The organism is Kitasatospora sp. NPDC088783, from assembly GCF_044750705.1.
In the GTDB taxonomy this organism is placed as follows: Bacteria; Actinomycetota; Actinomycetes; order Streptomycetales; family Streptomycetaceae; genus Kitasatospora; species Kitasatospora fiedleri.
The window spans coordinates 732,455-758,711 of sequence record NZ_JBIVKJ010000002.1; the positions used below are offsets into that span (position 1 = coordinate 732,455).

22 protein-coding genes are annotated in these 26,257 nt (G+C 73.1%); 9 read left to right on the top strand and 13 right to left on the bottom strand.

Features of this window, described 5'->3' with window-relative positions:
• Positions 1–131 precede the first annotated feature (131 nt).
• From ACIP60_RS07575 to ACIP60_RS07595, 5 genes are all read right to left on the bottom strand, one after another.
• Entirely contained in the window at positions 132–1,334 is a 1,203-nt protein-coding gene (locus ACIP60_RS07575; RefSeq protein WP_400681577.1) for an ABC transporter permease, read from the bottom strand.
• 32 nt (positions 1,335–1,366) lie between these two features.
• A complete protein-coding gene (locus ACIP60_RS07580) occupies positions 1,367–2,074 on the bottom strand; it encodes an ABC transporter ATP-binding protein (RefSeq protein WP_400681094.1) in 708 nt (235 codons plus the stop codon).
• Positions 2,071–3,462: an HlyD family efflux transporter periplasmic adaptor subunit gene (locus ACIP60_RS07585; RefSeq protein WP_400681097.1), complete on the bottom strand. Its 1,392-nt coding sequence runs from the start codon at positions 3,460–3,462 to the stop codon at positions 2,071–2,073. Before ACIP60_RS07585 ends, ACIP60_RS07580 begins: the two co-directional genes overlap by 4 nt.
• Positions 3,462–4,355, bottom strand: coding sequence for a hypothetical protein (locus ACIP60_RS07590; protein ID WP_400681099.1), 894 nt, complete (start codon positions 4,353–4,355; stop codon positions 3,462–3,464). Before ACIP60_RS07590 ends, ACIP60_RS07585 begins: the two co-directional genes overlap by 1 nt.
• Before the next feature lie 129 nt (positions 4,356–4,484).
• Positions 4,485–4,949, bottom strand: a complete 465-nt coding sequence (locus ACIP60_RS07595) for a hypothetical protein (RefSeq protein WP_400681102.1) — start codon at positions 4,947–4,949, stop codon at positions 4,485–4,487.
• A gap of 455 nt (positions 4,950–5,404) precedes the next feature.
• Here ACIP60_RS07595 and ACIP60_RS07600 point away from each other — a divergent pair, with 455 nt between their 5' ends.
• Positions 5,405–6,343, top strand: coding sequence for a GNAT family N-acetyltransferase (locus ACIP60_RS07600; protein WP_400681104.1), 939 nt, complete (start codon positions 5,405–5,407; stop codon positions 6,341–6,343).
• Positions 6,344–6,408: 65 nt separating this feature from the next.
• On the opposite strand, the gene ACIP60_RS07605 is transcribed toward ACIP60_RS07600, so the two are convergent.
• The 3 genes from ACIP60_RS07605 to ACIP60_RS07615 form a co-directional block, all read right to left on the bottom strand.
• Positions 6,409–7,263: a phosphotransferase gene (locus tag ACIP60_RS07605; RefSeq protein WP_400681107.1), complete on the bottom strand. Its 855-nt coding sequence runs from the start codon at positions 7,261–7,263 to the stop codon at positions 6,409–6,411.
• 43 nt (positions 7,264–7,306) lie between these two features.
• Complete coding sequence (locus ACIP60_RS07610; protein ID WP_400681108.1) at positions 7,307–8,356, bottom strand: 2-dehydropantoate 2-reductase; 1,050 nt, start codon at positions 8,354–8,356, stop codon at positions 7,307–7,309.
• 228 nt (positions 8,357–8,584) lie between these two features.
• Positions 8,585–9,721 (bottom strand): PP2C family protein-serine/threonine phosphatase, encoded by a 1,137-nt coding sequence (locus ACIP60_RS07615; protein ID WP_400681110.1) that lies wholly within the window; start codon positions 9,719–9,721, stop codon positions 8,585–8,587.
• 227 nt (positions 9,722–9,948) lie between these two features.
• Here ACIP60_RS07615 and ACIP60_RS07620 point away from each other — a divergent pair, with 227 nt between their 5' ends.
• The 4 genes from ACIP60_RS07620 to ACIP60_RS07635 all read left to right on the top strand — a co-directional run bounded on the left by ACIP60_RS07620 (position 9,949) and on the right by ACIP60_RS07635 (position 14,861).
• Positions 9,949–11,289, top strand: a complete 1,341-nt coding sequence (locus ACIP60_RS07620; RefSeq protein WP_400681112.1) for an alpha/beta hydrolase family esterase — start codon at positions 9,949–9,951, stop codon at positions 11,287–11,289.
• A 200-nt stretch (positions 11,290–11,489) separates the two neighbouring features.
• A complete protein-coding gene (locus ACIP60_RS07625) occupies positions 11,490–13,028 on the top strand; it encodes an APC family permease (protein WP_400681114.1) in 1,539 nt (512 codons plus the stop codon).
• Entirely contained in the window at positions 13,025–13,399 is a 375-nt protein-coding gene (locus ACIP60_RS07630) for a cupin domain-containing protein (RefSeq protein ID WP_100834503.1), read from the top strand. Before ACIP60_RS07625 ends, ACIP60_RS07630 begins: the two co-directional genes overlap by 4 nt.
• Positions 13,400–13,469: 70 nt before the next feature.
• Entirely contained in the window at positions 13,470–14,861 is a 1,392-nt protein-coding gene (locus ACIP60_RS07635; protein ID WP_400681116.1) for an NAD(P)/FAD-dependent oxidoreductase, read from the top strand.
• Positions 14,862–14,978: 117 nt separating this feature from the next.
• Here ACIP60_RS07635 and ACIP60_RS07640 read toward each other — a convergent pair whose 3' ends face one another.
• The 3 genes from ACIP60_RS07640 to ACIP60_RS07650 form a co-directional block, all read right to left on the bottom strand.
• Positions 14,979–15,620, bottom strand: coding sequence for a hypothetical protein (locus tag ACIP60_RS07640; RefSeq protein ID WP_400681118.1), 642 nt, complete (start codon positions 15,618–15,620; stop codon positions 14,979–14,981).
• 84 nt (positions 15,621–15,704) lie between these two features.
• Positions 15,705–16,397, bottom strand: coding sequence for an IMP cyclohydrolase (locus ACIP60_RS07645; protein ID WP_400681121.1), 693 nt, complete (start codon positions 16,395–16,397; stop codon positions 15,705–15,707).
• A 105-nt stretch (positions 16,398–16,502) separates the two neighbouring features.
• On the bottom strand, positions 16,503–17,126 hold the full coding sequence (locus tag ACIP60_RS07650) for a DinB family protein (RefSeq protein WP_400681123.1): 624 nt from the start codon (positions 17,124–17,126) through the stop codon (positions 16,503–16,505).
• Positions 17,127–17,204: 78 nt separating this feature from the next.
• On the opposite strand from ACIP60_RS07650, the gene ACIP60_RS07655 reads away from it, so the two are divergent.
• Positions 17,205–17,657 (top strand): cytidine deaminase, encoded by a 453-nt coding sequence (locus tag ACIP60_RS07655; protein WP_400681126.1) that lies wholly within the window; start codon positions 17,205–17,207, stop codon positions 17,655–17,657.
• Between the two features lie 224 nt (positions 17,658–17,881).
• On the opposite strand, the gene ACIP60_RS07660 is transcribed toward ACIP60_RS07655, so the two are convergent.
• On the bottom strand, positions 17,882–18,313 hold the full coding sequence (locus ACIP60_RS07660; protein WP_400681128.1) for a hypothetical protein: 432 nt from the start codon (positions 18,311–18,313) through the stop codon (positions 17,882–17,884).
• Positions 18,314–18,347: 34 nt separating this feature from the next.
• Positions 18,348–20,957, bottom strand: coding sequence for a lectin (locus tag ACIP60_RS07665; RefSeq protein ID WP_400681130.1), 2,610 nt, complete (start codon positions 20,955–20,957; stop codon positions 18,348–18,350).
• 768 nt (positions 20,958–21,725) lie between these two features.
• On the opposite strand from ACIP60_RS07665, the gene ACIP60_RS07670 reads away from it, so the two are divergent.
• From ACIP60_RS07670 to ACIP60_RS07680, 3 genes are all read left to right on the top strand, one after another.
• Complete coding sequence (locus tag ACIP60_RS07670; RefSeq protein WP_400681133.1) at positions 21,726–24,125, top strand: ricin-type beta-trefoil lectin domain protein; 2,400 nt, start codon at positions 21,726–21,728, stop codon at positions 24,123–24,125.
• Between the two features lie 277 nt (positions 24,126–24,402).
• A complete protein-coding gene (locus ACIP60_RS07675; protein WP_400681580.1) occupies positions 24,403–24,756 on the top strand; it encodes a ricin-type beta-trefoil lectin domain protein in 354 nt (117 codons plus the stop codon).
• A gap of 169 nt (positions 24,757–24,925) precedes the next feature.
• A complete protein-coding gene (locus tag ACIP60_RS07680; protein WP_400681134.1) occupies positions 24,926–26,104 on the top strand; it encodes a ricin-type beta-trefoil lectin domain protein in 1,179 nt (392 codons plus the stop codon).
• Positions 26,105–26,257: the final 153 nt, after the last annotated feature.

The window sequence follows — 26,257 nt, forward strand, 5'->3', positions numbered from 1 at the left end:
CCCGGTCCGCCCGCGCGGTGCCGGCGGACCGGAGATCCAGTGGTCTGGTGCGTGGTGCGTGGTGCGTGGTGCGGCCCGTGCGTCCGGCCGGCCTCGCGGACGAGTGCCGCGGGCCGGGGCCGGCCGGACCGTCAGCGGCGCAGTGCCTCGGCGGGCGGGATCCGGGAGGCGCGCCACGCCGGGTAGAGACCCGCGACGAGGCCGGTGGCCAGGCCCAGGAGCGGCGCGCCGGCCACGGCGGCGGGGTGCAGGACGGGCGTCCACTGCCGGACCGCCGAGACGGCGACGACGGTGACGGTGCCGGCGGACGCGCCGATCACGCCGCCCAGCAAGCCGAGCAGGGTGGATTCGGCCAGGAACTGGGCGGTGATGTGCCGGGCGCGGGCACCCAGCGCGCGGCGCAGCCCGATCTCGCCGGTGCGTTCCATCACGGCGACCAGGGTGGTGTTGGCGATGCCGACCGCGCCGATCACCAGGCACACCGCCGCCAGCAGCAGGAACAGCTGCCCGAGGTCGCCCTGGACACCCGAACGCAGCGTCCGCGGGTCCGGGGGAGGGGTGGCCCGCAGGCGCTCGGGATGTTCGGGGCGGAGCGCGAGCGGAGCCTCGTCGGCGACCTGTACGGCCGCGCCGAGCCGGGTCGTCACCAGCATCTCGGCCCGGTCGTCCGCAGGCGGGCCCCAGATCTCCTGGCCTGTCCCGCGCGGTACGACGACCGAGGTCAGCAGTTCGGGCCGCCGTTCGACGTCCCGCAGGATGCCGACGACGGTGAACGGGGTGTCCCCGACGAAGACGGCGGGCCCGTTCTGCAGCCCGGTGATGCCCAGCCGGGCTGCGACGGAGGCGCCGATCACGGCGACCTTCTCGTGGCGCTCCTCGTGGAAGCCGTCGAACAGCCGCCCCTGGGCGAGCTCGGGGCCCACGGCCCGCAGCAGTCCGGGGGAGGCGGCCACGACCTGAGCCTGCCGGTCGGTGACCGCGTAGGCGGCGCCCGCGGGCGCCGAGGAGACCTGCTCCTGGGGGCCCGTGCGGATCCGCCAGTACACGCCGGCCGCCGTCACTCCGTTCAGGGCCTCGATGCGGGAGTCCGCGTCTTCGGGGAAGGCGGTGCCGGCCGGAGCGCCGTTCTTGGCCGAGATGTCCTCGATCTTCACCTCGGTCGCGGTCAGCCGGCTGAACCGGGAGTCGATCTGCGAGGCGGTCGTGCTGGTCAGGCCGAGGACGGCGATGAGGGAACCGACGCCCAGCACCGTACCGAGCGTGGTCAGGACCGACCGGGCGGGTCGCTGAACGGCCCCGGCCACGGCCTCGCCGAGCAGGTCCGCCACGCCCATCCGGGAGCGCGCCCGCGGTGGTCGACGGCGCTTCACGCGATCACCGTCCCTTCCGCGGTCGCCCGGGTTTCGGTCAGGACGCCGTCGCTGATGCGGACGGTCCGCTGGGCGCGCAGGGCCACCTGCGGATCGTGGGTGATCATGATGATGGTCATTCCGTCACGGTGGAGGTCGTCGAAGAGGTCGAGGACGGCCGCAGCGGTCCGCGAGTCGAGGTTGCCGGTCGGCTCGTCGCACAACAGCAGGGACGGCTCGGCCGCCAGGGCCCGGGCGATGGCCACCCGCTGGCGCTCACCGCCCGACAACCGGCTGGGGATCGCCTCGACGCGGTGCGCCAGCCCGACCCGGTGCAGCGCCTCGACCGCGCGCCGGCGCCGCTCACGGCGTCCGACGTGCTGGTACACCATGGCCAGTTCCACGTTCTCCCGGGCGGAGCGGTGCTCCAGCAGGTGGAAGGACTGGAACACGAAACCGATCCGGGTGCCCCGCAGGGCCGTCCGGTGCCGGTCGCTCACCGTGGCGACGTCGAACCCGTCGAGCAGGTAGCGGCCGGTGGTCGGGACGTCGAGCAGCCCGATGATGTTCAGGAACGTCGACTTGCCCGCCCCCGACGGACCGACCACGGTGACGTACTCGCCCCGACCGACCGTCAGCCCGCAGGGACGCAGGGCGTGCACCGCCGGCGGCCCGGGGTACGTCAGCCCCGCCGCCCGCAACTCGATCACCGGCGCGGTGCTCACTGCCGCCCGCCGTTCGACGCGGCGGGAGCGTCACCGACCACGACCCGGTCGCCCGCCGTCAACTGCCCGCCGCCGACCGGGAACACCTCCACGAAACCCCCGCCGGACGCGCCGACGCGCACCTCGACCCGGCGAACCACACCCGCCTCGGCCCGGACGCCGACGCTCACCCGGCCGTCGCCGCCGGTGGACAGCGCGGCAGCGGGCACGGCGAGCACCTTCCCGGACGAGGACGCCGAGGTGATGGTCAACCGGACGTCCCGGCCCGCCGACTCCGGTGCGAGCGGCTGCTCGGGGGCGATCTCCACCGTGTACGTGGAGCTTCCCGGTTGGGCCTCCGCAGCGCCGGCCTTCGCCGCGGTGGGAACGTCGGCGACCGAGGCCACCTTGCCCGCCACCACCGTACCGGTGCCCTCGTCGAGGATCTCCACCTGCTGACCGGGCCGCAGCATGCCCCGCTGCCGGGCGGTGACCTCGCCGCGCACCGCCAGCGCCCCCATGGAGACGCTCATCAGCTTGTCCGTCGGCGCGTCACCGACCTTCGCGGCGACCGCGCCCGCCCGGGCGGGCGCCCCGGCGAGGTACACCAGTTCGGAGACCGGCACGACCACGGGCCCGGACTCCTGCTCCGCGCCAGCCGCACCGGACACACCGCCGCCGGCAGCACCCGTTCCCCCGGCCGGGGCCCTGCCGCCGGTCGAACCCGCGGCGGTGCTCCCGCCGGAAGCCTTGCCGTCGGCCGTGTCGTCGGCCGCGCGGATCGGGCGGTAGCCGATGGACCGGTAGAACGACTCGACGGCACGCTCCGTACCGGAGCCGAACGTGCCGCTGCCGTCCGGTGCCACCGGGTGGCCGACCGCGGCGAGCGCCTTCTGCAGCTGGGCGACGTCGTCCCCCGTCATCCCGGCTCGCAGGTCGCGGTACGCCGGGATCTTCCCCTGCAGGGCGAACACCGGGCGGCCCGAGACCTCGAACAGGACGCTGCCGAACTGGATGGTCTCGCCCTGCTCGACCTCTACCTTCGTCACCACGGCCCGGGCGGCCCCGGCCGCCGCGCCCGTCCCTCCGACCTCGACCGAGACGGCGGGGCTGACGGTACCGCGAGTGATCAAGGTGTCCGCCACCACCCTGTGCTCGACGGAAGCGGTCAGGACATCGGCGGGCGGTGCCTGTGTCTCGGCAGCCACCTGGGCCGGGGACTTCAGCACTGTTCCGGCGGCGACGCCGGCACCGCCGGTGACCACGGCCGCGGCGACCAACGCGGCCAGCACGCGCTTGCGCCGGCGCATCGTCGCGCTGCCGCGGTCCGATGGGGAGGAGGAGGACGTGCCGCCCGGTTCGGCCAGGTCGGAACCGGCCGCACCGCGGGAGTCCTGAGAGGTGGTCATCACCGGCCGCCGGCGATGGTCTTGGCCGAGGTCTTCAGAACGTCGTCCAACTGCTTGCGCTCCTCGCGCAGCGCTTGGGCGTTGTCCTCCTCCGCCTTCTTCTGGAGCGCGACCTCGGCGTCGTACCACGTCCGGGCGACGCCGGTGCGCTCACGGCACCCCAGGTCGGCCATGGCCGTGTCGATCTCGGCCGGGGTGACGTCACGACCGTTGACCTTCGGGTCGTCGCTAGCGTCCAACGGCTCCTTGTAGTCGTAGCCGCTCTGCTTCATGCAGGCGGACCACTGGGCGAAGGCCCGGACGACGGCGGGTTCCTGCTTGGAACGGGTGAAGGACTCGTTCGCGAGGCGCTGGGCCAACTCGCCGACCGTCTTGTCGGTGCGCCCGAGCTTCTCGGCGCCCTGCTGTCCGCAGCTGAAGAGCGTGGCGGAGTCCGCCTTGTCGCCCCCGTCGAGCGCCGCCTCCTGGACCACCGCGTCGTAGGCGGCCTGCTCGGCCGCATCGGGGTGGTAGCCCCGTGTCGCGGACAGTTCGGCGTCGTGGATCCCGTAACGCCAGTCGGTCAGCGTCTTGGGGCCCAGCTTCGGCAGTGTGGCCGCCGGGTGCCAGTCGCTGAACCCGGCGCGGTGCACGCACTCCTCGACCAACGAGCCCAGCGCACGCCGTAGCTGGCCCTCCTCGTCCTCCGTCGGCAGGTAGGCCTCCAGGGGGAGCTTCCAGGTCGCGGGATCCGCAGGGTCGAAGGCCGCCGCCGCCGGCCCGGCCGTCCCGGACGGAACGGCCGGGCTCGCGGCCCGCTCCACCGACGGCCCGGAACAGGCGGACACCGCGGTGCCCGCCGCAGCAGCGAGGGCAAGGGCAGCGACCCTCCGGAGTCCGAGAGAGGAACGCATCGTATTTCTCCTGAAAAGACCGCAGACAAAATACCGGGCGAGATGCGGCTCGTCCGGGATGTCGTGAGAAGGAAGGGTGGTGGGTGCCGGAATTCGGTGATGCCGAATTCCGGCACCATGGGCCGGGCCTCAGGCCCAGAGGAACGAGGCGTTCTCGTTGTACGTGTTCTTCAGCTGGAACCAGCTGCTGAACGGGGTGAGCACATCCACCGCTCCCCGGTATCCGCTGTTGTAGTACACCTTGGCGCTGAGGCCGGTGTTCCGGTTCTGGGCGGAAGCGGCGTTGTTCTTGATGCCCTGGCCGCTGCCGGCCGCACCGGTGTTGCAGTAGTTCAGCGGCTGGGCGCCGTGCGCCGTGCCGCCTTCGTTCTCATCGGCGAAGTCGTAGACGGACCAGCCGATGTTCCGGTACGTCCCCGCGTAGGACGAGTTGTACCAGAGGGTGAACTTGAATCCACTGTCGACGTTGCTCTTACACGCCTCCGGGCTCCACTGGTTCTCGAAGGCGGTATTGGCCTGAGCGGCGGGCGCCGCCACCAGGCCGACCAGGATCGCGGTCGCCCCTCCGACGAGGAGGGTCCGCGCGGATCGCATGGGATTCATGTGCTATCGACTTCCGGAAATCTTGTAAAAAATATGAAGACAGGGCGTCTGGCCGGTCGGTCCGACGCGGGAGGGTCCGAATGAACTTCGCCATGACATGGCGGCCTATTCAGATCGACCTCGAATTAATTACAGCATCTCCACATCGGACAAAACGGACATGTCACTCTATGTAACGTAACGCTTTCGCATCGTTCGGGCCGATTGGAGGGGTTGCCGACATTTCCATCACTTTGCGCAGTCAAAAACCTTTTGCGACTACTTTCGGCAACCTTTGCCGCCCCGGACCGGTGGACCGGCCCGCGTTCAGTAGGCTGCCCGGGCGGGAAGTGCGAACGGTGTGGGGAAGCCCGGCGAGCGGCTGGAACCGGGTGCCACTGGCTGATCGTGCGCGCACCGCGCCTTCCGTCCGCCGCCCGCCGTCCACCAGGAAGGACCCTCCGCCGATGGCCCAGCCCCTCGTCCTGCCCGCCGGCTACACCGCCCGGGCGCTCGATCCTGAGCGCGACCTGCTCGACGTCCTCGACCTGCTGACCACCTGTGAGTGGGCCCTGCACGGCGCCGGGGCGACCGAGGCCGACCGCGGCGAGGTCGCGGCGGTGCTGGCCCGCCCCGGCTTCGACCCCGCCGCCGACACGCTGCTGGTGCACGCCCCGGACGGGCGGCTGGCCGCCTGGGCGTGGAGCGACCGGCGCTGCGAGTGCCGGGTGCACCCCGCGCACCGCGGCCGCCGGATCGGCACCGCGCTGCTGGGCTGGATGGAGAGCCGGGCCGTCGAGCAGGGCGTGGGCAAGCTCGTCCAGGTCGTCGCCGACCTCGACCCGGTCGGCCTGACCATGCTGCGCACCTACGGCTACCGGCCCAAGGGCGCCAGCTGGCTGCTGGAGATCCCCCTCGCCGACCTGCCCGAACCCGGGCCCGCCCCCGCGGGCATCGCCGTCCGCCCGTTCCGCCCCGACGACCCGCGGGACGCGCGCGCGGCGCACCGGGTCGTCGAGGACGCCTTCGCGGACTGGAAGGCGCGCCGGATGGACTTCGCGGAGTGGGCCCAACACACCGTCCACCGCGAGACGTTCACCCCCGAGCGCTCCCCGCTCGCGGTCGCGGAGGCCGACGGCCGGGTGGTCGGCGCGGCCCTGTCGCTGGACCAGCCCGGCAGCGGGGACGGGTACGTGGAGAGCCTCGCCGTCGACCGCGACCACCGCAACCGCGGCATCGCCCGCCACCTGCTGCAGCACGCCTTCCGGGCCTGCCGGGAGGCCGGGCTGAGCCACTGCACGCTGTGGACGCACTCCGGCACGGGCGCGCTCGACCTGTACCTCAAGGTCGGCATGACGGTCCGTTACACCTCGGTGGTGCTGGAGAAGACCCTCCCGCTGTCGTGAGGCGGGGAGACGGGGAGGCGGGGAGGCGGGGAGGCGGGGAGGCGGGCAGACCGGGAGGGTCCCGTTCAGCCGGACGGCTCGGCGGCGTCCAGCAGGGCGAGCAGGCGCCGCGCCTGGCGGGCGGGCGTGTCCGGCGGGTTGCGGAGCGTGGTGGCGGGGTCGCCGGCGAGGAAGACCAGCCAGAGCAGGGCCAGCAGGCGGCGGCACTCCAGCAGGCGGCGGTCCTCGGCGGGGGAGAGGTCGAAGCGGGACAGGAAGGCCGCCGCGTCCAGGTCGGTGTCCACCCAGGACGAGACGTGCTCGACCACCTCGGCCAGCTCGTACGGGTGGTCGGAGCGCCCGGAGTCCTCGAAGTCGACCAGCCGAACGCCGGTGCCGTCCCAGAGGAAGTTGGCCAGGTTGCCGTCGGCCTGCCCCAGCACGGGCGCCGCCGCCGGGCCGTCCGCGCACAGCCCGGCCTGCGCGCGGTCCAGCCAGCGCAGGCCCGCCGTCAGGGCCCGCAGCACTTCGGGGGCGTCGCCGCCCACCGCCGCGGCCCCGGCGGCCCGGTCCCGGATCGTCTCGGCGGACTGCCGGACGTCCCAGCGCCGGTTCGGCAGCCGGGCGACCAGCTCGGCGGGCACCGCCCGGTGCAGCCGCCGCACCGCGCGGGCCAGCGCGTCCAGGTGCTCGTCCGTCAGCACGGTGCCGCGCAGCGCGCGGCCCGGCAGCCGCGACATGGTGAGCGTGCCGTCCTCGCGGGCCAGCGGCCGGGGCGCCAGCCCGGGGGCGTACCGGTCGAGCAGCGTCAGCGCCCGCCACTCCCGTTCCGGTTCGCAGCCCGGGTCGCCGGGCGGGGCGCCGTGCGGGTCGGTCCGGAAGCGTTTGCGCACGGAGCCGGGCAGCAGGTCGACGCCGTGGGTGGTCCACCGGGTGGTCATGGCGGCGGGTCAACTCCCTCGGGTGGGAAGGGGGGAGACGAGACTACGGCAGCGCGTCCAGGGCCGCGAGCAGTTCGGCACCGGACCATGCGGGCGGCGTACCGGCGGCCTCGGCCGCGTGGACCAGGTCGAGCAGGCACCGGTTGGCGGGAGCCGGCAGCCGGTGGCGCCCGGCCAGCGCGACGACCTCGCCCTGGAGCTCGTCCACCTCGGTGGGACGGCCGCGCTGGAGGTCCTCCCACATCGAGGAGCGGGCCCGCGCGTCCACCCGCAGACTCGCCGCCGCGACCCGGCGGAACACCGCGTCCGGCAGGCCCAGGACGGACGGCATCCACTCCGGCGGGACGGGCGTCAACCGGGCCGGGGACAGCCCCGCCGCCGCGAACACCGCCAGCGCCTCGCGCTGGCAGCGGGCCAGCACCAGCCGGTACGGGCGGCTGCCGAGCTGCTCGCGCAGCGGCCGGCCGGAGAGCGCGTTGACGGCGTTGTTGAGGTTCATCAGCAGCTTCGCGGCCTGCACCCGCGGCATGTCCGCGCGCAGCCCCACCGGCAGCCCGGCCGACCCCGCCACCGCCGCGAACCGCCGGGCGGCGTCCGCCCGTTCGAGCACCAGCTGGCCGCCGGTGCCCTGGTGGAACGAGGCCGGACCGGTCCGCACCACGTTGTACGGCACCATCCCGGCCAGCACCGTCCGGCCGGGCAGCGCCTCGCGCAGCACCCGCGCGTTGTGCAGGCCGTTCTGGAAGCTGACCACGGTGGTCCGGCCGTCCAGGTGCGGGTCGAGCAGCCGGGCCGCGGCCGCGGTGTCCGCGGACTTGACGGTCACCAGCACGTAGTCGGCGCCCGCCGCGGCCGAGGCGTCGGCGGCGGTGCGCGGCCGGGCGTGCAGCCGGCGGTCGCCCGGCCCGGTCAGGGTCAGCCCCGCCCGGTCCAGCTCGGCCATCGCGGCGGGCCGCCCGATCAGCGTCACGTCGGCCCGGGCGGCCAGCGCCCCGCCCAGCCGGCAGCCGATGCTGCCCGCCCCGAACACGGCGATCCGCAGCGGCAGCGCGGGATTCACGGAATTCGCGGGATTCACGGGATTCTCGGACACCGGCGGCTCCTTCGACAACGGCGTCAGCGACAGAGCCCAGAGGGTACCGCCCGCCGACTGCGGACCGGACCGGGGGGACGGCCCGGGGCTCGGCAGGTGGTCGGGTGTCGAGGGATGGGGGAAGACTGCGGAACCTGACGGATGATCGGGCGTCGGTGTCGGCGTCGGCCCGGGGCACCGGCAGGCGCTCGGGCGTCGACGGCGGTCGCGGGCCCCGACGGGCGGCGGTCAGGGGTCCGGGACGGCCGTGCCGGTGGGCGGGGGCAGGCGGGTGGCCAGCAGGGCGGCCACGTCGTCGTCGGCGGGGCCGCCCGCGTAGCGGCGCAGGTCGCCGCGGAGGTGTTCCAGCAGCACCGTGCCCGGTTCGGCGCTCCAGCGGGCCAGCCGTTCGGTCAGCGGGTAGAACTCGCCGCGCCGGTCCCGGCTCTCGCTGACGCCGTCGGTGTACAGCAGCACCCGGTCGCCCGGCCCGAACGGCAGGGTGCGGGCCCGGTAGTCGCTGGCCAGCAGCGCCGACAGGTTCAGCGGCGGCAGCGGCACCTCCGGCTCGACCGGCAGCACCGCGCCGTCCGCCCGCAGCAGCACCGGCGGCGGGTGGCCGCAGTTCAGCAGGTGCGCCTCCGGCCGGTCGGCCGGGATCTCCAGCAGCAGGGCGGTGGCGAACCGCTCCGCCGCGTCCGGCGAGGAGGCCCGTTCGGCGTACCGTTGCAGGCCGGTCTCCAGCCGGCGGGCCAGCGCGGGCAGGTCCTTCGCGTCGTACGCGGCCTCCCGGAACGAGCCGAGCAGCGCCGCCGCCATCTCCACCGCGGGCAGGCCCTTGCCCTGCACGTCGCCCAGGATGATCCGCACCCCGAACGGCGTGCGCACCGCCTCGTACAGGTCGCCGCCGATCTGCGCCTGCTCCGCCGCCGCGCTGTAGTACAGCGCCAGGTCGACGTCGTTCAGCCGGTCCGGCAGCGGGCGCAGCACCACCTGCTGGGCGGTCCGCGCCACCGAGCGCACCAGCGCCAGGTCGCGTTCGCGGCGCACCCGCATCCCGGAGGTGTACGAGGCGGCCAGGGTGACCGTGACGGTGGCGGCGATCACCGAGGCCGCCGCCGCGCCGACCTGGTCGTCCCGGATCAGCGCCAGCACCACCTCGGCGACCACCGCGAGCAGGCCGATCAGCAGTGTCCCCAGCGGGCCCCAGGTCGCCGCCGCGAGGGCGGGCGCCGCCACCACGAACCGGTCGTAGCGCTGCCCGGCCGGGGTCTCGGCGTCCGCCGCCGCCGACAGCGCGATCAGCAGGAACGGCGACAGCCGGACGACCGTGCCGAGCATCGGACGGGACCGGTGGGAGTCGGAGTCGTCGGTGATGGTGGGCATGACCAGGTGCACGCTACCCGCGCGGGCCGCCCCGGTGTGGGAGGCGCGGGCGGGTGCGTGATCATCGTCGGGCGCCCGTTCAATGGTCGCCGCCGCCATGCCCCGGGCCCCGCCGGTGGTGCACCGCCCCATGGGCCGCCGCCGGACCCGCGCCGATGATTCACCGCGAACGGTGCTCGGCCACCCCCACCCGGCACGCGAGCACCCGAAGAGAGCGGAGCCCCCACATGGCACTGGCAGGACTGACAGGACTGGTACGGGCAGGACGGCGGACGGCGGCGGACCCGGGGCGGCCCGGGCGGCGCGCGGGCCTCGGACGCCGGGCGGGCGCGGCGCTAGCGGGCGCGCTGATCGCCGGCGGGCTGCTCACCGGGGCGCCGCAGGCGTCCGCGGCCGGGCTCGGGCAGGTCACCGGCTTCGGCACCAACCCCGGCAACCTGGCGATGTACAGCTACGTCCCGACCGCACTGCCCACCGGGAAGCCGCTGGTGGTGGCGCTGCACGGCTGCACCCAGACCGCCACCGACTACTACAACAACTCCGGCTGGGCGCAGCTCGCCGACCGCTGGGGCTTCGCGGTGGTCTTCCCGCAGACCAGCTCCTCCAACAACGCGCTGTCCTGCTTCTCCTGGTTCGACAGCGGCAAGGACACCCGCGGCAAGGGCGAGGCGCTGTCGGTCAAGCAGATGGTCGACAAGGCCGTCGCGCTGTACGGCAGCAACCCGTCCCGGGTGTACGTGACCGGCCTGTCCGCGGGCGCCGGCATGGCCGCCGACCTGCTCGCCGACTACCCGGACGTGTTCGCGGGCGGCTCGATCGCCTCCGGCCTGCCCGCGCAGTGCGCCACCACCCAGGCCGCCGCCTCCGGCTGCCAGAACTCCCACCAGAACCTGACGCCCGCCCAGTGGGGCGACAAGGTGCGCGCCTCCTACCCCGGCTACACCGGCCCGTGGCCGCGGGTGGCGATCTGGCACGGCAGCTCCGACACCACCGTCGCCCCGGTCAACGCCACCGAGCTGCGCGACCAGTGGACCAACGTGTGGGGCATCGGGCAGAGCGCCTCCGCGACCCAGTCGCTGCCCGGCAACACCACGCTCAGCGTCTACAACGACAGCGCGGGCAGGCCCGCCGTCCAGCTGTACAGCGTCTCCGGCATGGGCCACGGCCTGCCGGTCAGCCCCGGCAGCGGCACCGCGAACTGCGGGCAGAGCGGGGCGTACTTCCTGAACACCATCTGCTCCTCGTACTACACCGGCCTGTTCTGGGGCCTGGACGGCTCCTCCGCGTCCCCGTCCCCGTCCGGTTCCCCGTCGCCGTCCGCGTCCCCGTCCGCATCCCCGTCCTCCTCGCCCTCGCCCTCCGCCTCCCCGTCGACCCGGCCGCTGGGGTGCTGGACGGACAACAACTACAACCAGGTCGCCGCGGGCCGGGCGCACCAGAGCGGCGGGTACGCGTACGCGAACGGGTCGAACCAGAACATGGGGCTGTGGAACCTGTTCGTCACGCACACGCTGAAGGAGACCTCGGCCGGTTACTACGTGGTCGCCGACACCGGTTGCAGCGCCTGAAACCCGCCCGGCAACGGGTGAGAACCGTCTGACCTGGCACGATGTGGGCCCCGCCGATCCGTCGGCGGGGCCTGCACTGTGTCAGAGGGGCAACAAGACGGCTGACAGATTGAATGATTGCCCTACGTCAACGGGACGACAAGACTCGTGCACCTCAACCCCCGACGCATCCGTGCCGACACCCGATTGTCAAGGTGAAAATGACCGCCATCCCCGTGGCCCCGCCGGAGAACCGGTGGGCGACGCCCAAGCGCGTGAGCCTGGTCCCGCTGGTCGCGCTGATCTTCTTCAGCGTCTCCGGCGGCGCCTACGGCATCGAGCCGCTGTTCTCGACCTCGGGCCCCGGCATGGGCATCCTGCTGATCCTGGTCGCCCCGCTGATCTACAGCGTGCCGCACGCCCTGGTCTGCGCCGAGCTCGGCACCGCCATCCCCGTCGAGGGCGGCTACTACCACTGGGTCAAGCGCGGTCTCGGCCGGTTCTGGGCCTTCCAGCAGGGCGTGCTCCAGTGGGTGTGCAGCTTCGTGGACATGGCGCTGTACCCGGTGATGTTCACCTCGTACCTGTCGAGCCTGATCAGCGCCGTCGCCCCCGGCAAGCACGTGCTGTTCGAGCTCCTGGGCGTCCAGGTCGACCTGAACTGGGTGATCTGCGTCGGCGTCATCGTGCTGTTCACGCTGCTGAACCTGATGGGCGCGGGCTGGGTCGGCGACTCCTCGGTGGCGTTCGCGATCATCTGTCTGACCCCGATGCTGATCCTCACCGCCATCGGCGGCTGGCACCTGATCACCGACGGCACCAACCCGGTCTCCTCGATGACCGCCGAGCAGGGCCAGTCCACCTGGAACGCCTTCGGCTCCGGCCTGTTCATCGTGATGTGGAACTACTCGGGCTGGGACTCGGTCTCCACCGTGGCCGGCGAGATGGAGAACCCGAAGAAGCACCTGCCCAAGGCGCTGTTCTGGTCCGTCCTGCTGATCATCGTCGGCTACCTGCTGCCCTCGCTGGCCGCCCTCGCGGTCGGCGCGGACGGCGACAACGGCTGGCGGAAGTGGGAGGACGGCTCGTTCTCCGACATCGCCGGCGAACTGGCCGGCCCCTGGCTCCAGTACACCGTCACCATCGGCGGCCTGTTCGCCTCGGTCGCGATGTTCTCCGCGCTGCTCGCCTCCTACTCGCGGCTGCCCTCCTCGCTCTCGCACGACGGCTACCTGCCCAAGTGGGTCTCCAAGGAGAGCAAGCGCTACAAGATGCCGATCGCCTCGATCATCGGCTCCTCCGTCATCTACGCGCTGTTCTGCTTCTCCAGCTTCGCCAACCTGGTGATCTTCGACGTCTTCCTCACCAACATCGGCATCCTGCTGGAGGTCGCCGCGCTGATCGCGCTGCGGGTCCGCGAACCCGAGCTGGAGCGCCCCTACAAGATCCCCGGCGGCTGGTGGAGCATCGGCCTGATCACCGTCTGCCTGACCGCCGTCAGCGCCTGGGCCGCCATCGAGCAGTACAACGAGGAGGGGACCAAGGCAGTCGTCTACTGCCTGATCGTGGTCGGCGCCTCCCTGCTGCTCTACCCGCTGCTCGCCGCCCGCAAGGCCGCCCGGGAGAAGGCCGACGCCGAACGGGCCGTCGCGATCGCCGCGGCCGGGACCAAGGCGTACGGGCTGTCAGAGTGGCGGCCGGACTCGGCACACAGTGACAGGGCCGCCACCGGCACCGGAACGGATAGCGTCGAGGCATGATCAACAGCTTCGCCCTGCACGTCCCGGACGCCGAACTGGAGCCCGAGCCGCTCGACCCCGAGCAGATCGTCTCCGGCACGCCCGAGGTCACCGGCAAGGTGGTCTGGGAGTCCGCCGACGGGCGCCAGATCCGGGGGATCTGGCAGATCACCCCCGGCGTGGTCACCGACACCGAGGCCGACGAGATGTTCGTCGTGCTCAGCGGCCGGGCCACCGTCGCCTTCCAGGACGGGCCCGTCCTGGAGCTCGGCCCCGGCGACCTCGCCGTGCTCCGCGAGGGCGACCGCACCACCTGGACCGTCCACGAGACGCTCCGCAAGGTCTACACCATCAACCTCGGCCCGGAGGCGGCCGAGGGCGAGGACCGATAACCCGGACACACCCGACGGCCCGGCCGCCCCCACGGCCGGGCCGCACCCCCCGAGGCAAGGAACCGAGAGCATGGACCCCGTACACGCCCTGCGGGACGCCAAACCCACCCCGTTCTGGCTGGAGGACCCGGGCCGACCCGCCGCCAACTCCGCCCTCACCGGCGACGTCCGCTGCGACCTGCTGGTCGTCGGCGGCGGCTACAGCGGCCTGTGGACGGCCCTGATCGCCAAGGAGCGGGACCCCGGGCGCGACGTGGTCCTGATCGAGGCCGAGCAGACCGGCTGGGCCGCCTCCGGCCGCAACGGCGGCTTCTGCGCCGCCAGCCTCACCCACGGCCTCGGCAACGGCCTGGAGCGCTGGCCCGACGAGCTGGCCGCGCTCGAACAGCTCGGCGCCCGCAACCTGAGCTCCATCGAGGACGCGGTGTCGACGTACGGGATCGACTGCGACTGGGAGCGCACCGGCGAACTCGACGTCGCCACCGAGCCGCACCAGGTCGAGGAACTCGCCGAACTGTACGAACTCGCCAAGGAGTACGGCGACTACGAACTCCTGGACGCCGACGCCGTCCGCGCCCAGGTCGACTCGCCGACCTACCTCGGCGCGCTCTGGGACAAGGACGGCGTGGCGATGCTCCACCCCGCCAAGCTCGCCTGGGGCCTCAAGCGGGCCTGCGAGCAGCTCGGCGTGCGGGTCTTCGAGCACACCAAGGCACTCGACATCGCCGAGTCCGGCTCCGGCATGGCCGTGCGCACCCCCTACGGCCGGGTCTTCGCCCGCCAGGTCGCCCTCGGCACCAACGTCTTCCCCTCGCTGGTCAAGCGGATCCGCCCCTACACCGTGCCGGTGTACGACTACGCGCTGATGACCGAACCGCTCGACGACGAGCAGCTCGCCGCGATCGGCTGGCAGGGCCGGCAGGGCATCGGCGACAGCGCCAACCAGTTCCACTACTACCGGCTGTCCGCCGACAACCGGATCCTGTGGGGCGGCTACGACGCGATCTACCACTACGGGGCCAAGGTCCGCGCCGAGTACGACCAGCGGCCGCAGACCTACCAGACCCTCGCCCGGCACTTCTTCCAGACCTTCCCCCAGCTGGAGGGCCTGCGCTTCACCCACGCCTGGGGCGGCGCGATCGACACCTGCACCCGGTTCTCCGCCTTCTTCGACACCGCCTACCACGGCAAGGTCGCCCTCGCCGCGGGCTACACCGGCCTCGGCGTCGGCGCCACCCGCTTCGGCGCCGAGGTGATGCTCGACCTGCTGGCCGGGAAGCCCACCGAGCGCACCGCGCTGGAGATGGTCCGCCGCAAGCCGCTGCCCTTCCCGCCCGAGCCGGTCCGCTGGGCCGGCATCGGCATCACCAAGTGGTCCCTGGACCGCGCCGACCGCAACGCCGGCCGCCGCAACCTGTGGCTCAAGACCATGGACAAGCTCGGCCTCGGCTTCGACAGCTGACCCCGGCCGACCGGCCGCCGCTGCCGCTCGCCCGCACGGTGTGCGGACGGGCGGCAGCGGCGCGTGGTCGGCGTCGGCGTCGGCGTCGGTGGCGTCGGTGGCGTCGGTGGCCGGGGGTCAGGAGCCGCCCGCGCACTGCCGGTCCAGGACCGGCAGGTCGGCGTTGATGTCGGCGACCACCTCGTTCGGGTCCGCCAGCACCATGCCGCTCAGCCGGAAGCCCAACTCCTGGAACTCCTGCGCCAGCCGCACGATCGTCGGCCGCACCGGCGGGTCCGCGTCGGCGCCCGCCCGCATCAGCCCCTGGTAGGCGAGGTTCGCCGCGTCGGCCTGCGCCCCCCGGGTCGACCCCTGGTCACGCCGGTACCCGGCCACCGCCGCCGACGCCTCCCGGCACCCCGCCGGCACCACCGCGGGCAGCGGGGCCGGGACGTCGGCCGTCCGCGAGGACCCCGGCGCGGGATCGGGCTCCGGTTCCGGTTCCGGTTCCGATGACTCGGTCGGCGTGGGCGTCGGCGTCGGCGTCGGCGTCGGCGCGGGGCTGTGCGGACGCGCCGACGTCCGCTCCGGCGAGGACTCCGCCACCGGAACGGGCAGCGGGCTCGGCGCGGGACGGGGCGCGTCCGGCGGCAACAGGTACGCCACCAGCGCCACCAGCGCCGCCACCACCCCCGACAGGGCCGCCACCGCCCCCCAGTCGAGCGCCCGGCGCCCGCTCCCCGCCTCCGGCGGCTCTTCCGTCCGACCACTCTCCGACATACCGCCATCGTGAGCGGCCGACTCGCCGTTCGTCCAGCGTTCCTCCGGTGAACAGCCGTGCGGTGCGCCGGAGTTCCCCTCGGCTCAGTCCGCGGCGTGCCGCAGCAGGACCTCCGGGAAGGCGGCCGGGTCGAAGACCGCGGCGGCCACCCGGTACGCGGGCGGCAGGGCGGACCAGAGGCGGTCGAGCAGGGCGGCGGCGTCCGGGTACGGAGTGGACACCTCCAGGTAGGGGGCACCGGTGGCGGGGGCGGACGGGGCGCCCCGGTAGGTCGTCAGGAGGACGCCCTCGCCGGGCGGCAGGGCGTCCAGCCGCAGGAAGAGGCGATCGGTGGCGGTGCGGGCGGCGGCACCGCGCCGGGCCGCGCCGAACCAGGTCGGGCCGTCCGGGCGGACGTCCGCGACCACCGTCAGGCGCGGGGTGAAGACCGGCGGGTCCGGCTCGTAGTCCAGCCCGTCCAGCGCCTCCAGCGGAGACAGCCCCGCGTCCAACCGGTCCGCGACCGTGGCCACCTGCTCGCCGTTGCCGTACACCACCCGTCCGCCGCCGCGCCGCACCGCCGGATAGTGCCGCAGGTCGTCGTGGGCGCGGACGTCGGTGGGGACGACGGCCAGGGTGCCGTCCGCGCCCGCGCGCAGCGCGCGGGCCCGGGAGGCGGGGCTGCGGCCGGTCAGGAAATAGGCGGCCGCCGACGCGCCGTCGGCGGTGCGGCAGCGCAGCACGCCCCGGCCCGGGTACGGGTGGGCGGCCAGGGCCTCGGCGAGGTCGATCGACACGGAGACGGATTCCCTTCGGCGGGGTGGGCGTCCGGGGGACGGTCACCGCCCCCCGGAAGATCATTCCAGAGGCGGTGGCCGTCCGGCACGGCGGCCGTCGTCCGGTCAGCCGGGGACGGACTCGCCGGCGGCGGTGGCCGCCGTGCGGGCGGCCCGTTCGACCCGGGCGCGGTGGGCCGACCACCAGGAGGCGTCGCCCTCCGGGAGGACCGCGCCGGTCGGGCGCAGGCCGGTGGCGCCGTCGAGCAGTTCGCGGACCAGGTCGGCGTGGCCCGCGTGGCGCTGGGTCTCCGCGACCACGTGCAGCAGGACCCGGCCCAGCGTCAGTTCGCCGTGCGGGGGCCACGGGACCTTCCCGGGCGCGTCCAGCGGCAGCGCGTCGACGGTGGCGTCCGCGTGCGCCCAGACCCGGCGGTACTCGGCGAGCAGGAACTCCCGGCCCTCCTCCGGCCGGGCCCACAGGTCGGCGTTCGGCTCGGCCGCGCCCGCCACCCACAGCCCCGGACCGCCCTCGAACGGCCGGCCGAAGGTGGCGCCGAAGTACGCCGCCTCCGCACCCGTCAGGTGTTTGACCAGCCCCAGCAGGTTCGTCCCGGTCGGGGTCAGCGGGCGCCGGACGTCGTACTCCGACAGGCCCTCCAGCTTCCACACCACCGCGTCCCGCGCGTCCTGCAGGTACAGCTTCAACTCCCGCTTGGTCGCGGCGAGCCGGTCGTCCGTCTCCGTCATGCGCGGAGTCTGGCCGCCGTCCGGGCCGGTCCGCAAACCGTTTTCGCCGCCCCGGCCCGGGCCGGTAGCGTCCCGGCCATGGCCATCGACCCCGCCCTCGTGGACGCCGCGATCGAACTGACCCGCCGCCGCTTCCCCGACCGGGACTGGGCGGGCGCGGCCGCCCTGCGGCTGGACGACGGCACCGTCCTCACCAGTACCGCGCCCGAAGCACCCAACGGCGCCGTCCGGCTGTGCCACGAGACCGGCGCGATCTGCGAGGCGCACAAGCTCGGCCGCCGTGTCGTCGCCTCGGTCTGCGTCACCGCTGCCGACGGCGACCGCGGCTTCTGGGTGCTAGCCCCCTGCGGCGTCTGCCAGGAACGGCTGTTCGCGCACGGACCCGACGTCGAGGTCGGCGTCCCGCTCCCCGAGGACCCGCGCCGCTGGCGCACCCTGCGCCTGCGCGACGTCCAACCGCACTGGTTCGCCCGGGTGTTCGCGGACGACGTGTGGCCGTACGGGGACGGAGCCGGCGGGCGGCTCGGCTGACGGCCCGTCGGGCGCCCGGCGCGGCGATCCGGTCGGCCTGTCCGGCGGTCACGGCCCGGCGCAGGCGCGTCAGGTCCTGGCGCTCCTCGGGCCGGTCGAGCGGCAGGAACACGTCGGTGCGGCCGATCGCCCGACCGCCCCGGCCCGCGGCGACGAGGCCGCGCCGGGCCCGGCCGGCACCACGGGTGTCGGCCGGTCGCCGGGCGGAAGGGCTCAGTGGTGGCTCACGTCCGGCTCCCTTTCCGGTGGGGGCCGCCGTGGCAGGTCCGGATCTCCAGCGGGGTGCCGTGGGCGGTGGCGTCCAGGCACTCGCCGGAGGCGGGGTTGACGACGGTGCCGTCGGTGCGCAGGCTCCACTGCTGGGCACCGGTGCCGTTGCCGTCCCCGTAGCCGTGCATGTGGTCGGTCGCGGTCCTGGTCGTGTCCGGGTAGGCGGTGTCGCCGGTGAGGTCGTAGGCCTGGAGCCACGCCAGGGCCCACCAGCCGGTGTCGTCGATGTGCTCGTTGGTGAAGTTGCCGTTCTTGGCGAACGCGCCGGAGACCGCGTAGTCGTACTGTCGGTCGCCGGTGGCCTGTTCGTGCGTCAGCACCGTGCTCGGCGCGACCGCGGCGGCCACCGCCCGCGCCGGCCGCCGTTCGGGCGTGGAGGTGCTCATCGGTCCTCCCGCCTCTCGCGGGGGAGGGGAACGGTCAGGAGGGGAGGTTCCACCGCTGGGCGTCGGTGTTGTTGCAGTCGAAGATCTGCAGCTGGGTGCCGTCGGTGGTGCTGGAGTTCGGGACGTCGAGGCAGCGGCCGGACTGCGGGTTGACCAGGGCCTTGGTGGCGCGGTCGTAGGTCCACTGCTGGCTGCCGGTGCCGTCGCAGCCCCACAGCTGCACCAGGGTGTTGTTGCCGGTGCCGCCGAAGCTGACGTCCACGCACTTGCCGACGATCCGCAGGGTGCCGTCGCCGCCCACGGTGACCTGCTGGGCGGCGGAGTTGTTGCACGACCAGATCTGGATGCGGGTGCCGTCTGCGGTCGAGCCGGTGTTGTCGTCCAGGCACTTGCCGCCGTTGTCGGAGGTGACCGGGCCGGTGGAGTTCACCGGCGGGCCGGGCGGCTTGGCGCCGCCGTCGCCGTTGTAGGAGGGCGGGGCGGCCGAGGCGGCGGTGGCCCAGCCGGTGTTGGCGGCGGTGCCCAGGACCAGGTCGAGGGTGCCGCCGCCGGTGGCGAAGGACGCGGGCAGGTAGGCGTTGTTCCAGGCGGCGCCGTTGAGCCTGGCGCTCTGCACGTAGGGGGCGTTGTCGGCGGCGGCCGGGGCGTTGACGACCAGGTGGCCGCCGCTGCCGAGGGTCACGTCGACGGAGGTGAACAGCGGGCTGCCCAGGGCGAGGTCGGCGGTGCCGGGGGTCTCGGGGTAGAAGCCCATGGCCGACCAGACGTACCAGGCGCTCATCGTGCCCAGGTCGTCGTTGCCGACGCCCCAGGCGGCCGGGTCGTTCGGCCACAGCTGGTCCTGGACCCGGCGGACCAGCTTCTGGGTCTTCCAGGGCTGCCCGACGTAGTCGTACTCCCAGGGCAGTTCGATGGAGGGCTCGTTGCCGAGGTCGGCGTGCGCGCCGCCGGAGCCGTGGACGTCCGACAGCACGCTGTCCAGGTAGGCCGCGTACCTGGCGTTGCCGCCCATGGCATCGGCCAGGCCGCGGATGTTGTGCGGCACCGCGCCGGTGTACTGCCAGGAGGTGCCCTCGACGAACTGGTCGCTGCTGGTCGGGTCGAAGCCGCCCTTCCAGGCGCCGTTGGCCTGCTTGGGCTGGATGAAGCCGCTGGCGGGGTTGAAGACGTTCCTCCAGTCCTGGGCCCGGTTGGCGAACTGCGCGGCCGTCGTGGTGTCGCCGAGCGCCTTGGCGAACGCGGAGGTGGCGAAGTCCTGGGCGCTGTACTCCACCAGGGTGGCCGCCGAGCCGTAGAAGTCCCTGGGGTAGCTGCCGTCGGAGGGCAGGTAGCCGTACTTGGTCTGCAGGTCCAGGCCCATCCGGATCGGGTTGGCCGTGGTGCCCTCCTTGACCATGTCGGCCTTGGCGGCGGCGGTGTCGAAGTTCCGGGCCCCGAAGGCGTAGTAGTCCGCGACGATCGCCGGGCCCGGGTCGCCGTTCATCACCTGCGTCTCGGCCGAGTTCAGCGACCACTTGGGGAAGAAGCCGGCCTGGGCGTAGTCGTTGACCAGCGACTGCGCGCTGTCGGAGGCCTGCTGAGGGGCGACCAGCGCCTCCAGCTGCGCCTGGGTGCGGTAGATATCCCAGCCGGAGTACGTGCCGTACTGGGCCCGCTGGCTGCCGGAGACGGTGTGCACCTGGTGGTCGAAGCCCCGGTAGCGGCCGTCGGAGTCGCTGAGCAGGTTCGGGTGCAGCAGGGAGTGGTAGAGCGAGGTGTAGAAGACCCGCTGCTGGTCGGACGTGCCGCCGGCCACGGCGATCCGGCCGAGCACGGAGTTCCAGGCGTCGTGCGCGGCGGTGCGGGTGCCGTTGAAGTCCCAACCGCCGTTCTCGGCGGCGCGGTTGGCGGCGGCCCCGGCGATCGAGACGTAGGACAGGCCGACCTTGGCCTGCACCACCTGGTTGCCGGTGGTGTCGAAGGTGACCGAACCGCCGCCGTTGAAGGTGCCGCTGGAGGTCATCGGCCGGTCGAAGACCATGTCGAAGTAGGCGGTGTACGAGGGCGCCGAGGCGCAGAACAGGCCGGCGTCGACCGAGCCGCTGACCTCGGTGCTGCTGACCCGGTTGAAGTGCAGGTTGGTGGCCTTGTCCGCGTTCAGCTTGAACAGCAGGTTGGCCTGGGTGGTGGCGGGGAAGGTGAAGCGCGCCATGCCGGAGCGGGCGGTGGCGGTCAGCTCGGTCCGCACTCCGTTGCCGAGGGTCACCGCGTACGAACCGGCGCCCGCCGACTCGTTCCCGTGGCTGAACGTCTGGGTGGCGCCGCCGTCGACGCCGCCGAGCGTCGGCAGGACGGGGATGTCGCCCATCGCCCCGCAGCCGGGCCCGGAGATGTGGTTGAGGCTGAATCCCGTGACGACGTTGTCGGAGTAGGCGTAGTTGCCGCCGGGCGGTCGGGACGAGGTGTCGGGGCTCCACGACACCATGCCGAACGGGGTGACCGCGCCGGGGAAGGTGTTGCCGCCGTTGGAGGTGCCCAGCAGCGGGTTGACCAGGCCGGCGGGGTCGGACACCGCGGCCGGTGCGGCGGCCTCGGCGGTGGTCGTGGGGGCGGCGAACCCGAGCAGGAGGAGGCAGCTCGCCAGGGGGATGCGCCATCGTTTCACGTGCGGCTCCCGATGCGGGCGGCGCGGCTGTCGCGGCGCCGGTGGGGGGTGGGGGTGGGGTGGCAAGTCCCGCACAGCAAAAGGCAGTTGCGGAAGACCTGTCAACGCTCCGGGCCGAAATCGCAACAACAATCAACAGGCGCGGCCAGGATGCTGTTCGAGTGTGGTGGTGCGCCCGCGGGAAGTGGTCAAGCGGCACCGAAGGGCGGGGCGTGGTGCGCGCCGTTGCGGCCGTCCCACTCATGACCGCAGGTCGGGACGGGTGCGGTGGGCTGCTGGAGACGGCGTGGAATCGGATGGGAGGGCCGGATCCGGGCTCTGGTCAAGTCACCTGGAGGGCGCGGCCATCGGGTGCCAGCCCCGGCGTGGACGGGGGTGGGGCGCGATCGCCGGTCCAGGCCATTGACGCGGTCATGGTTGCTGGCTAGTTTCGGGCTGCTTCCTCCCTTGTCCAGACCATTGACGCGACCGTAGCTGCTGGTTAACTTCGGAGAGCGCTCTCTCCTGTCAAGCGCCCCCTCACCGCGACGCTCCGGCGGGCAGCCCTCCTGCCTGTCGGCCGTTCAGGCTGCCGATGCTTGACAACGTTGTCTCATCTGCTTCCCCGGCGGGAGCCGCAGGGAATGGCGGCGGGATGGACCCTGCTACGGCCCTGCGCAAGCCGACCGGCGCGGCATGTTCGGTCACGCCTACTTTTTGCGCGATCTGATGAGCAATCGCACATGAATGAACGCTAGGCGATAATCCCTCCGGCGAAGGATGTCACTCATGCCACGACTATGGAGACTCGCCCCGCTGTGGGTGCTCACGCTGCTGGCGGCCGTGCTCGCGGTCGGCACCGTCCCCGCGCAGGCGGCCACCACGTCCGTCACCGTTGACGGCACGCAGGGCGGCCGGACGTTCGACGGGATCGGCGCGATCAGCGGCGGCGGCGGCAACTCCCGGCTGCTGACCGACTATCCGGCGGCGCAGCAGGCCCAGATCCTGGACTACCTGTTCAAGCCCGGGTACGGCGCGAACCTCCAACTGCTGAAGCTGGAGATCGGCGGCGACGCCAACTCCACCGACGGCTCCGAGCCGTCCGTCGAGCACTCCCGCGGCACGGTCAACTGCAACGCCGGGTACGAGTTCTGGCTCGCCGAGCAGGCCAAGGCCCGCAACCCCGACATCGGCCTGTACGGCCTGGCCTGGGCGGCGCCGGGGTGGATCAACGGCGGATTCTGGTCCACCGACACGATCGACTACCTGATCTCCTGGCTGGGTTGCGCCAAGCAGCACGGCCTGACGATCAGCTACCTCGGCGGCTGGAACGAGCGCGGCCACGACGCCAACTGGTTCGTGCAGCTGCGTTCGGCGCTGAACAACGCCGGCTACTCCGGCGTCAAGCTGGTGGCCGACGACAGCGGCTGGGGCGTGGCCGACGACATGGCCACCAACGCGGCGTTCAACAACGCGGTGTCCATCATCGGGGCGCACTACTCCTGCGAGGGCGGTGACGGCGGCAACGCCAACTCCTGTTCCAGCAGCACCGCGGCGAAGAACAACGGCAAGCCGCTGTGGGACAGCGAGAACGGCTCGCAGGACATGAACACCGGGGCGCCCGCGCTGATCCGGGCGATCACCCGCGGCTACGTCGACGCGAAGATGGTCAGCTACTTCAACTGGCCGCTGCTGGCGGCGATCTACCCCAACCTGCCCTACAACACGGTGGGCCTGGCGACCGCCAACTTCCCCTGGTCGGGCACCTACACGATCGGCGCGAGCACCTGGGCCACCGCGCAGGTCACCCAGTTCACCAAGCCGGGGTGGCGGTTCATCGACTCGGCCTCGGGCTACCTCGGCGGAGCCGAGTCCAACGGCACCTACGTTACCGTCCGGTCGAACACGTCCGCGGACTACTCGACGATCCTGGAGACCACCACGGCCGGTTCGGCGCAGACGGTGAACCTCGCCGTCAAGGGCGGCCTGTCCACCGGGACGGTGCACGTGTGGGCGACCAACGTCAACAACCCCAGCGGCGCCACCTCGTTCCTCCACACCCAGGACATCACGCCGAACAACGGCGCGTACTCACTGACCCTGCAGCCCGGCTACGTCTACACCGCCACCACCGTCGCCGGGGGCGGCAAGGGCACCGCCGCGCCGCCCGCCGCGCACGCCCTCGCACTGCCGTACTCCGACACCTTCGACGGCTACGGCAATGGCGCCGAGGCGAAGTACCTCTCCGACATGCAGGGCTCCTTCGAGGTCCAGCCCTGCACCGGCCGCTCCGGCCAGTGCGTGCAGCAGATGGCGCCGGTCAAGCCGATCGAGTGGCAGGACGACTCCGACAGCTACGCGCTGATCGGCGACACCACCTGGGCGAACTACACCGTCAGCTCCGACGTGTACCTGCGCGGCGCCGGGACCACCGAACTGATCGGGCGGGCCAACACCCAGCAGCGCCCGCAGTCGCACATGAACGCGTACTACCTGCGCATCCGCGACACCGGGCAGTGGTGGATCGAGAAGATGTACACCGACGGCTCCAACCACACCCTGGCCACCGGCACCACCACCGCGCTGGGCACCGGCAAGTGGCACAACCTGTCCCTCACCTTCCAGGACGCCACCATCAGCGCCAAGCTCGACGGCGCCCAGTTCGGCTCCGTCACCGACAACTCCTTCGCCAGCGGACAGGCCGGGCTGGGCATCCAGGGCTACCGCACCGACCAGTTCGACAACCTGTCCATCACCCCCGGCACCGGCGGCGGCACCGGCGGCACCCCGGGCGGGACCGGGCCGGTGGTGTCGGCCAACGGCGGCAAGTGCCTGGACGACGACACGGCCTCGACCGCCAACGGCACCAAGGTCCAGATCTGGACGTGCAACAACTCCGCCGCCCAGCAGGTGACCGTCGCCTCCGACGGCACGCTGCGGGTGCTGGGCAAGTGCGTGGAGGTCACCGGCAACGGCGGCACCGCCAACGGCACCCTGGTCGAGATCTGGGACTGCAACGGCGGCAACAACCAGAAGTGGAGCTACAACGCCTCCACCGGCGCCCTGGTCAACCCGCAGTCCGGCCGCTGCCTGGACGTGCCCGGCTTCAGCACCACCGACGGCACCCAGCTGGAGATCTGGGACTGCAACACCGGCACCAACCAGCGCTGGACCGTCCCCACCACGTGACGCCCCCTCCACCACGTGACGCCCTCCCCGCCGGCCGTGGCCGCCCCGGCCGGCGGGGAGCCCCACCCCACCGGAACGAGGTTCACGATGAGAAGAATCGGAGCGGCCACCATGACGGCCCTGCCGACGGCGGGCACCCCGGCGACGCCGGCTACCGGAAGGTGGCCGACGCCTTCAACGCAGCCCCGGTGGCCGCCGACGAGGCGGGCCGGATCAACCCCCCCCGCACCGAACGGGCGGCCCGGTCCGGCCGGGCCTCGGCGGCGGCGGGAAGTGCCTGGACGTCAACGGCGTCGGCAGCGCCAGCGGCACCGCGGCGCAGCTCCAGGTCTGCACCGCGGGCGGCGCGCAGTGGTGGACGCTCCGCGCGGACGGCGCGCTGCGCGCGCCGGGCACCTGCCCCGACGTGACCGGCTTCGGCACGGCCGACGGCACCGAGGCCGAGCTGTGGGACTGCACCGGCGGCGTCAACCAGCGCTGGCAGCCGTACAACGGCGGTCACCGCAACCCGCTGTCCGGCCGCTGCCCGGACGACCCCGGCTTCGCCACTGCCGACGGCACCCGGCTGGCCCTGTGGACCTGCAACGGCGGCGTCAACCCGCGCTGGACGACGCTGCCGACCGTGCCGTGACCCCGGCGGTCCACCGCACCACCACCGCGAAGCCGCCGCGGCCCGCGCACCTCCCCGCCGGCGGGCGGCGGCCGGTGTGACCGGCGGCCGTACCGGCCGCCGAACCCGAGGTCCGCCAAGTCGCTTCCGCCGGAACCGGCTTGATCCCCCCACTCCGTGAGGACCGCTCATGAAGACGCGCACGGCGACCACCGCCACCGCACTCACCCCGCTGATCGCCGCCCTGGCCCTGACCCTGGGCACCGCGCTGCCGGCCGCGGCGAGCGATGGGCCGACGGCCACGGCCACGGCCACGGCGACGGCCACTGCGACGAGCCGGGCCGCCGCGGCGCCCGCCACCCTCCGCCTGCTGCCGCTGGGCGACTCGATCACCTGGGGCGTCGGCACCAGCAGCGGCAACAGCTACCGCGCCGCGCTGTGGGACCAGTTGGCCGCCGAGGGCCACCCCGAGGACTTCGTCGGCTCGGTCCGAAACGGCTCGTTGTCCGACCCGGACAACGAGGGCCACTCCGGCTGGCGCATCGACCAGATCGCCGGCATCGCCGACTCCGTGCTGGCCCGCTACCGGCCCAACGTGGTCACGCTGGAGATCGGCACCAACGACCTCAACCAGAACTACCAGGTCGCCACCGCCGCCGACCGCCTCTCCGCGCTCATCGACCAGATCAACCGGGACGCCCCCGACGCGACCGTGCTGGTCGGCACCCTGATCGTCTCCACCAGCTCCACCGAGGAACCCAACCGCCCGGCCTTCAACGCCAAGCTCCCCGGCATCGTCCAGGCCAAGCAGGCCGCGGGCAGGCACGTCCGCCTGGTCGACCTGGGCACCCTGACCACCGCCGACCTCTCCGACGCGCTGCACCCCAACGACAGCGGCTTCGCCAAGATGGCCACCGCCTTCAACAGCGGCGTCCAGGCCGCCGACGGCGCCGGCTGGATCGGCGCCCCGGTCACGGTGGGCGGCCCGGTGCGGTCCGGCATCGCCGGCAAGTGCCTCGACGTCAACGCCGGCAGCAGCGCCAACGGCACCGCCGTGCAGATCTGGTCCTGCAACAACACACCGGCCCAGAACTGGAGCGCGAACCCCGACGGCACCCTGAACGCCCTCGGCAAGTGCCTGGACGCCACCGCCGGCGGCACCGCCGACGGCGCCGAGGTCGAGCTGTGGGACTGCACCGGTGGCGCCAACCAGCAGTGGCAGCCGTACAACGGCGGCTACCGCAACCCGGTCTCCGGCCGCTGCCTGGACGACCCCGGCTTCTCCAGCACCGACGGTACCCAGCTGGTCCTGTGGACCTGCAACGGCGGTGTCAACCAGCGCTGGACGCCGTCGTCGGCCGTGGCCTGAGCCCCCTGCGCCCGCACCCGGCGGCACCCGCCGTCCGGGGCGCGGGCCGGTGGTCGCAAGGGGAGACGGGCCTGTCCTCCCCCTTGACGGAAGTGCATGACAAGAGTGTCATGTGTTGCATCTCGTTGGAAGATGTCCGTTGTTGGTGGCGCG

Bases quoted from the DNA above. Each gene is read 5' to 3' on its own strand.
- ACIP60_RS07635 (WP_400681116.1), top strand. From the start codon at position 13,470: ATGGACCCCGTACACGCCCTGCGGGACGCCAAACCCACCCCGTTCTGG.
- ACIP60_RS07650 (WP_400681123.1), bottom strand. From the start codon at position 17,126: ATGACGGAGACGGACGACCGGCTCGCCGCGACCAAGCGGGAGTTGAAG.
- ACIP60_RS07605 (WP_400681107.1), bottom strand. From the start codon at position 7,263: ATGACCACCCGGTGGACCACCCACGGCGTCGACCTGCTGCCCGGCTCC.
- ACIP60_RS07595 (WP_400681102.1), bottom strand. From the start codon at position 4,949: ATGCGATCCGCGCGGACCCTCCTCGTCGGAGGGGCGACCGCGATCCTG.
- ACIP60_RS07640 (WP_400681118.1), bottom strand. From the start codon at position 15,620: ATGTCGGAGAGTGGTCGGACGGAAGAGCCGCCGGAGGCGGGGAGCGGG.
- ACIP60_RS07585 (WP_400681097.1), bottom strand. From the start codon at position 3,462: ATGACCACCTCTCAGGACTCCCGCGGTGCGGCCGGTTCCGACCTGGCC.
- ACIP60_RS07680 (WP_400681134.1), top strand. From the start codon at position 24,926: ATGAAGACGCGCACGGCGACCACCGCCACCGCACTCACCCCGCTGATC.
- ACIP60_RS07590 (WP_400681099.1), bottom strand. From the start codon at position 4,355: ATGCGTTCCTCTCTCGGACTCCGGAGGGTCGCTGCCCTTGCCCTCGCT.
- ACIP60_RS07575 (WP_400681577.1), bottom strand. From the start codon at position 1,334: ATGGGCGTGGCGGACCTGCTCGGCGAGGCCGTGGCCGGGGCCGTTCAG.
- ACIP60_RS07620 (WP_400681112.1), top strand. From the start codon at position 9,949: ATGGCACTGGCAGGACTGACAGGACTGGTACGGGCAGGACGGCGGACG.
- ACIP60_RS07630 (WP_100834503.1), top strand. From the start codon at position 13,025: ATGATCAACAGCTTCGCCCTGCACGTCCCGGACGCCGAACTGGAGCCC.
- ACIP60_RS07655 (WP_400681126.1), top strand. From the start codon at position 17,205: ATGGCCATCGACCCCGCCCTCGTGGACGCCGCGATCGAACTGACCCGC.
- ACIP60_RS07670 (WP_400681133.1), top strand. From the start codon at position 21,726: ATGCCACGACTATGGAGACTCGCCCCGCTGTGGGTGCTCACGCTGCTG.
- ACIP60_RS07625 (WP_400681114.1), top strand. From the start codon at position 11,490: ATGACCGCCATCCCCGTGGCCCCGCCGGAGAACCGGTGGGCGACGCCC.
- ACIP60_RS07615 (WP_400681110.1), bottom strand. From the start codon at position 9,721: ATGCCCACCATCACCGACGACTCCGACTCCCACCGGTCCCGTCCGATG.
- ACIP60_RS07660 (WP_400681128.1), bottom strand. From the start codon at position 18,313: ATGAGCACCTCCACGCCCGAACGGCGGCCGGCGCGGGCGGTGGCCGCC.
- ACIP60_RS07600 (WP_400681104.1), top strand. From the start codon at position 5,405: ATGGCCCAGCCCCTCGTCCTGCCCGCCGGCTACACCGCCCGGGCGCTC.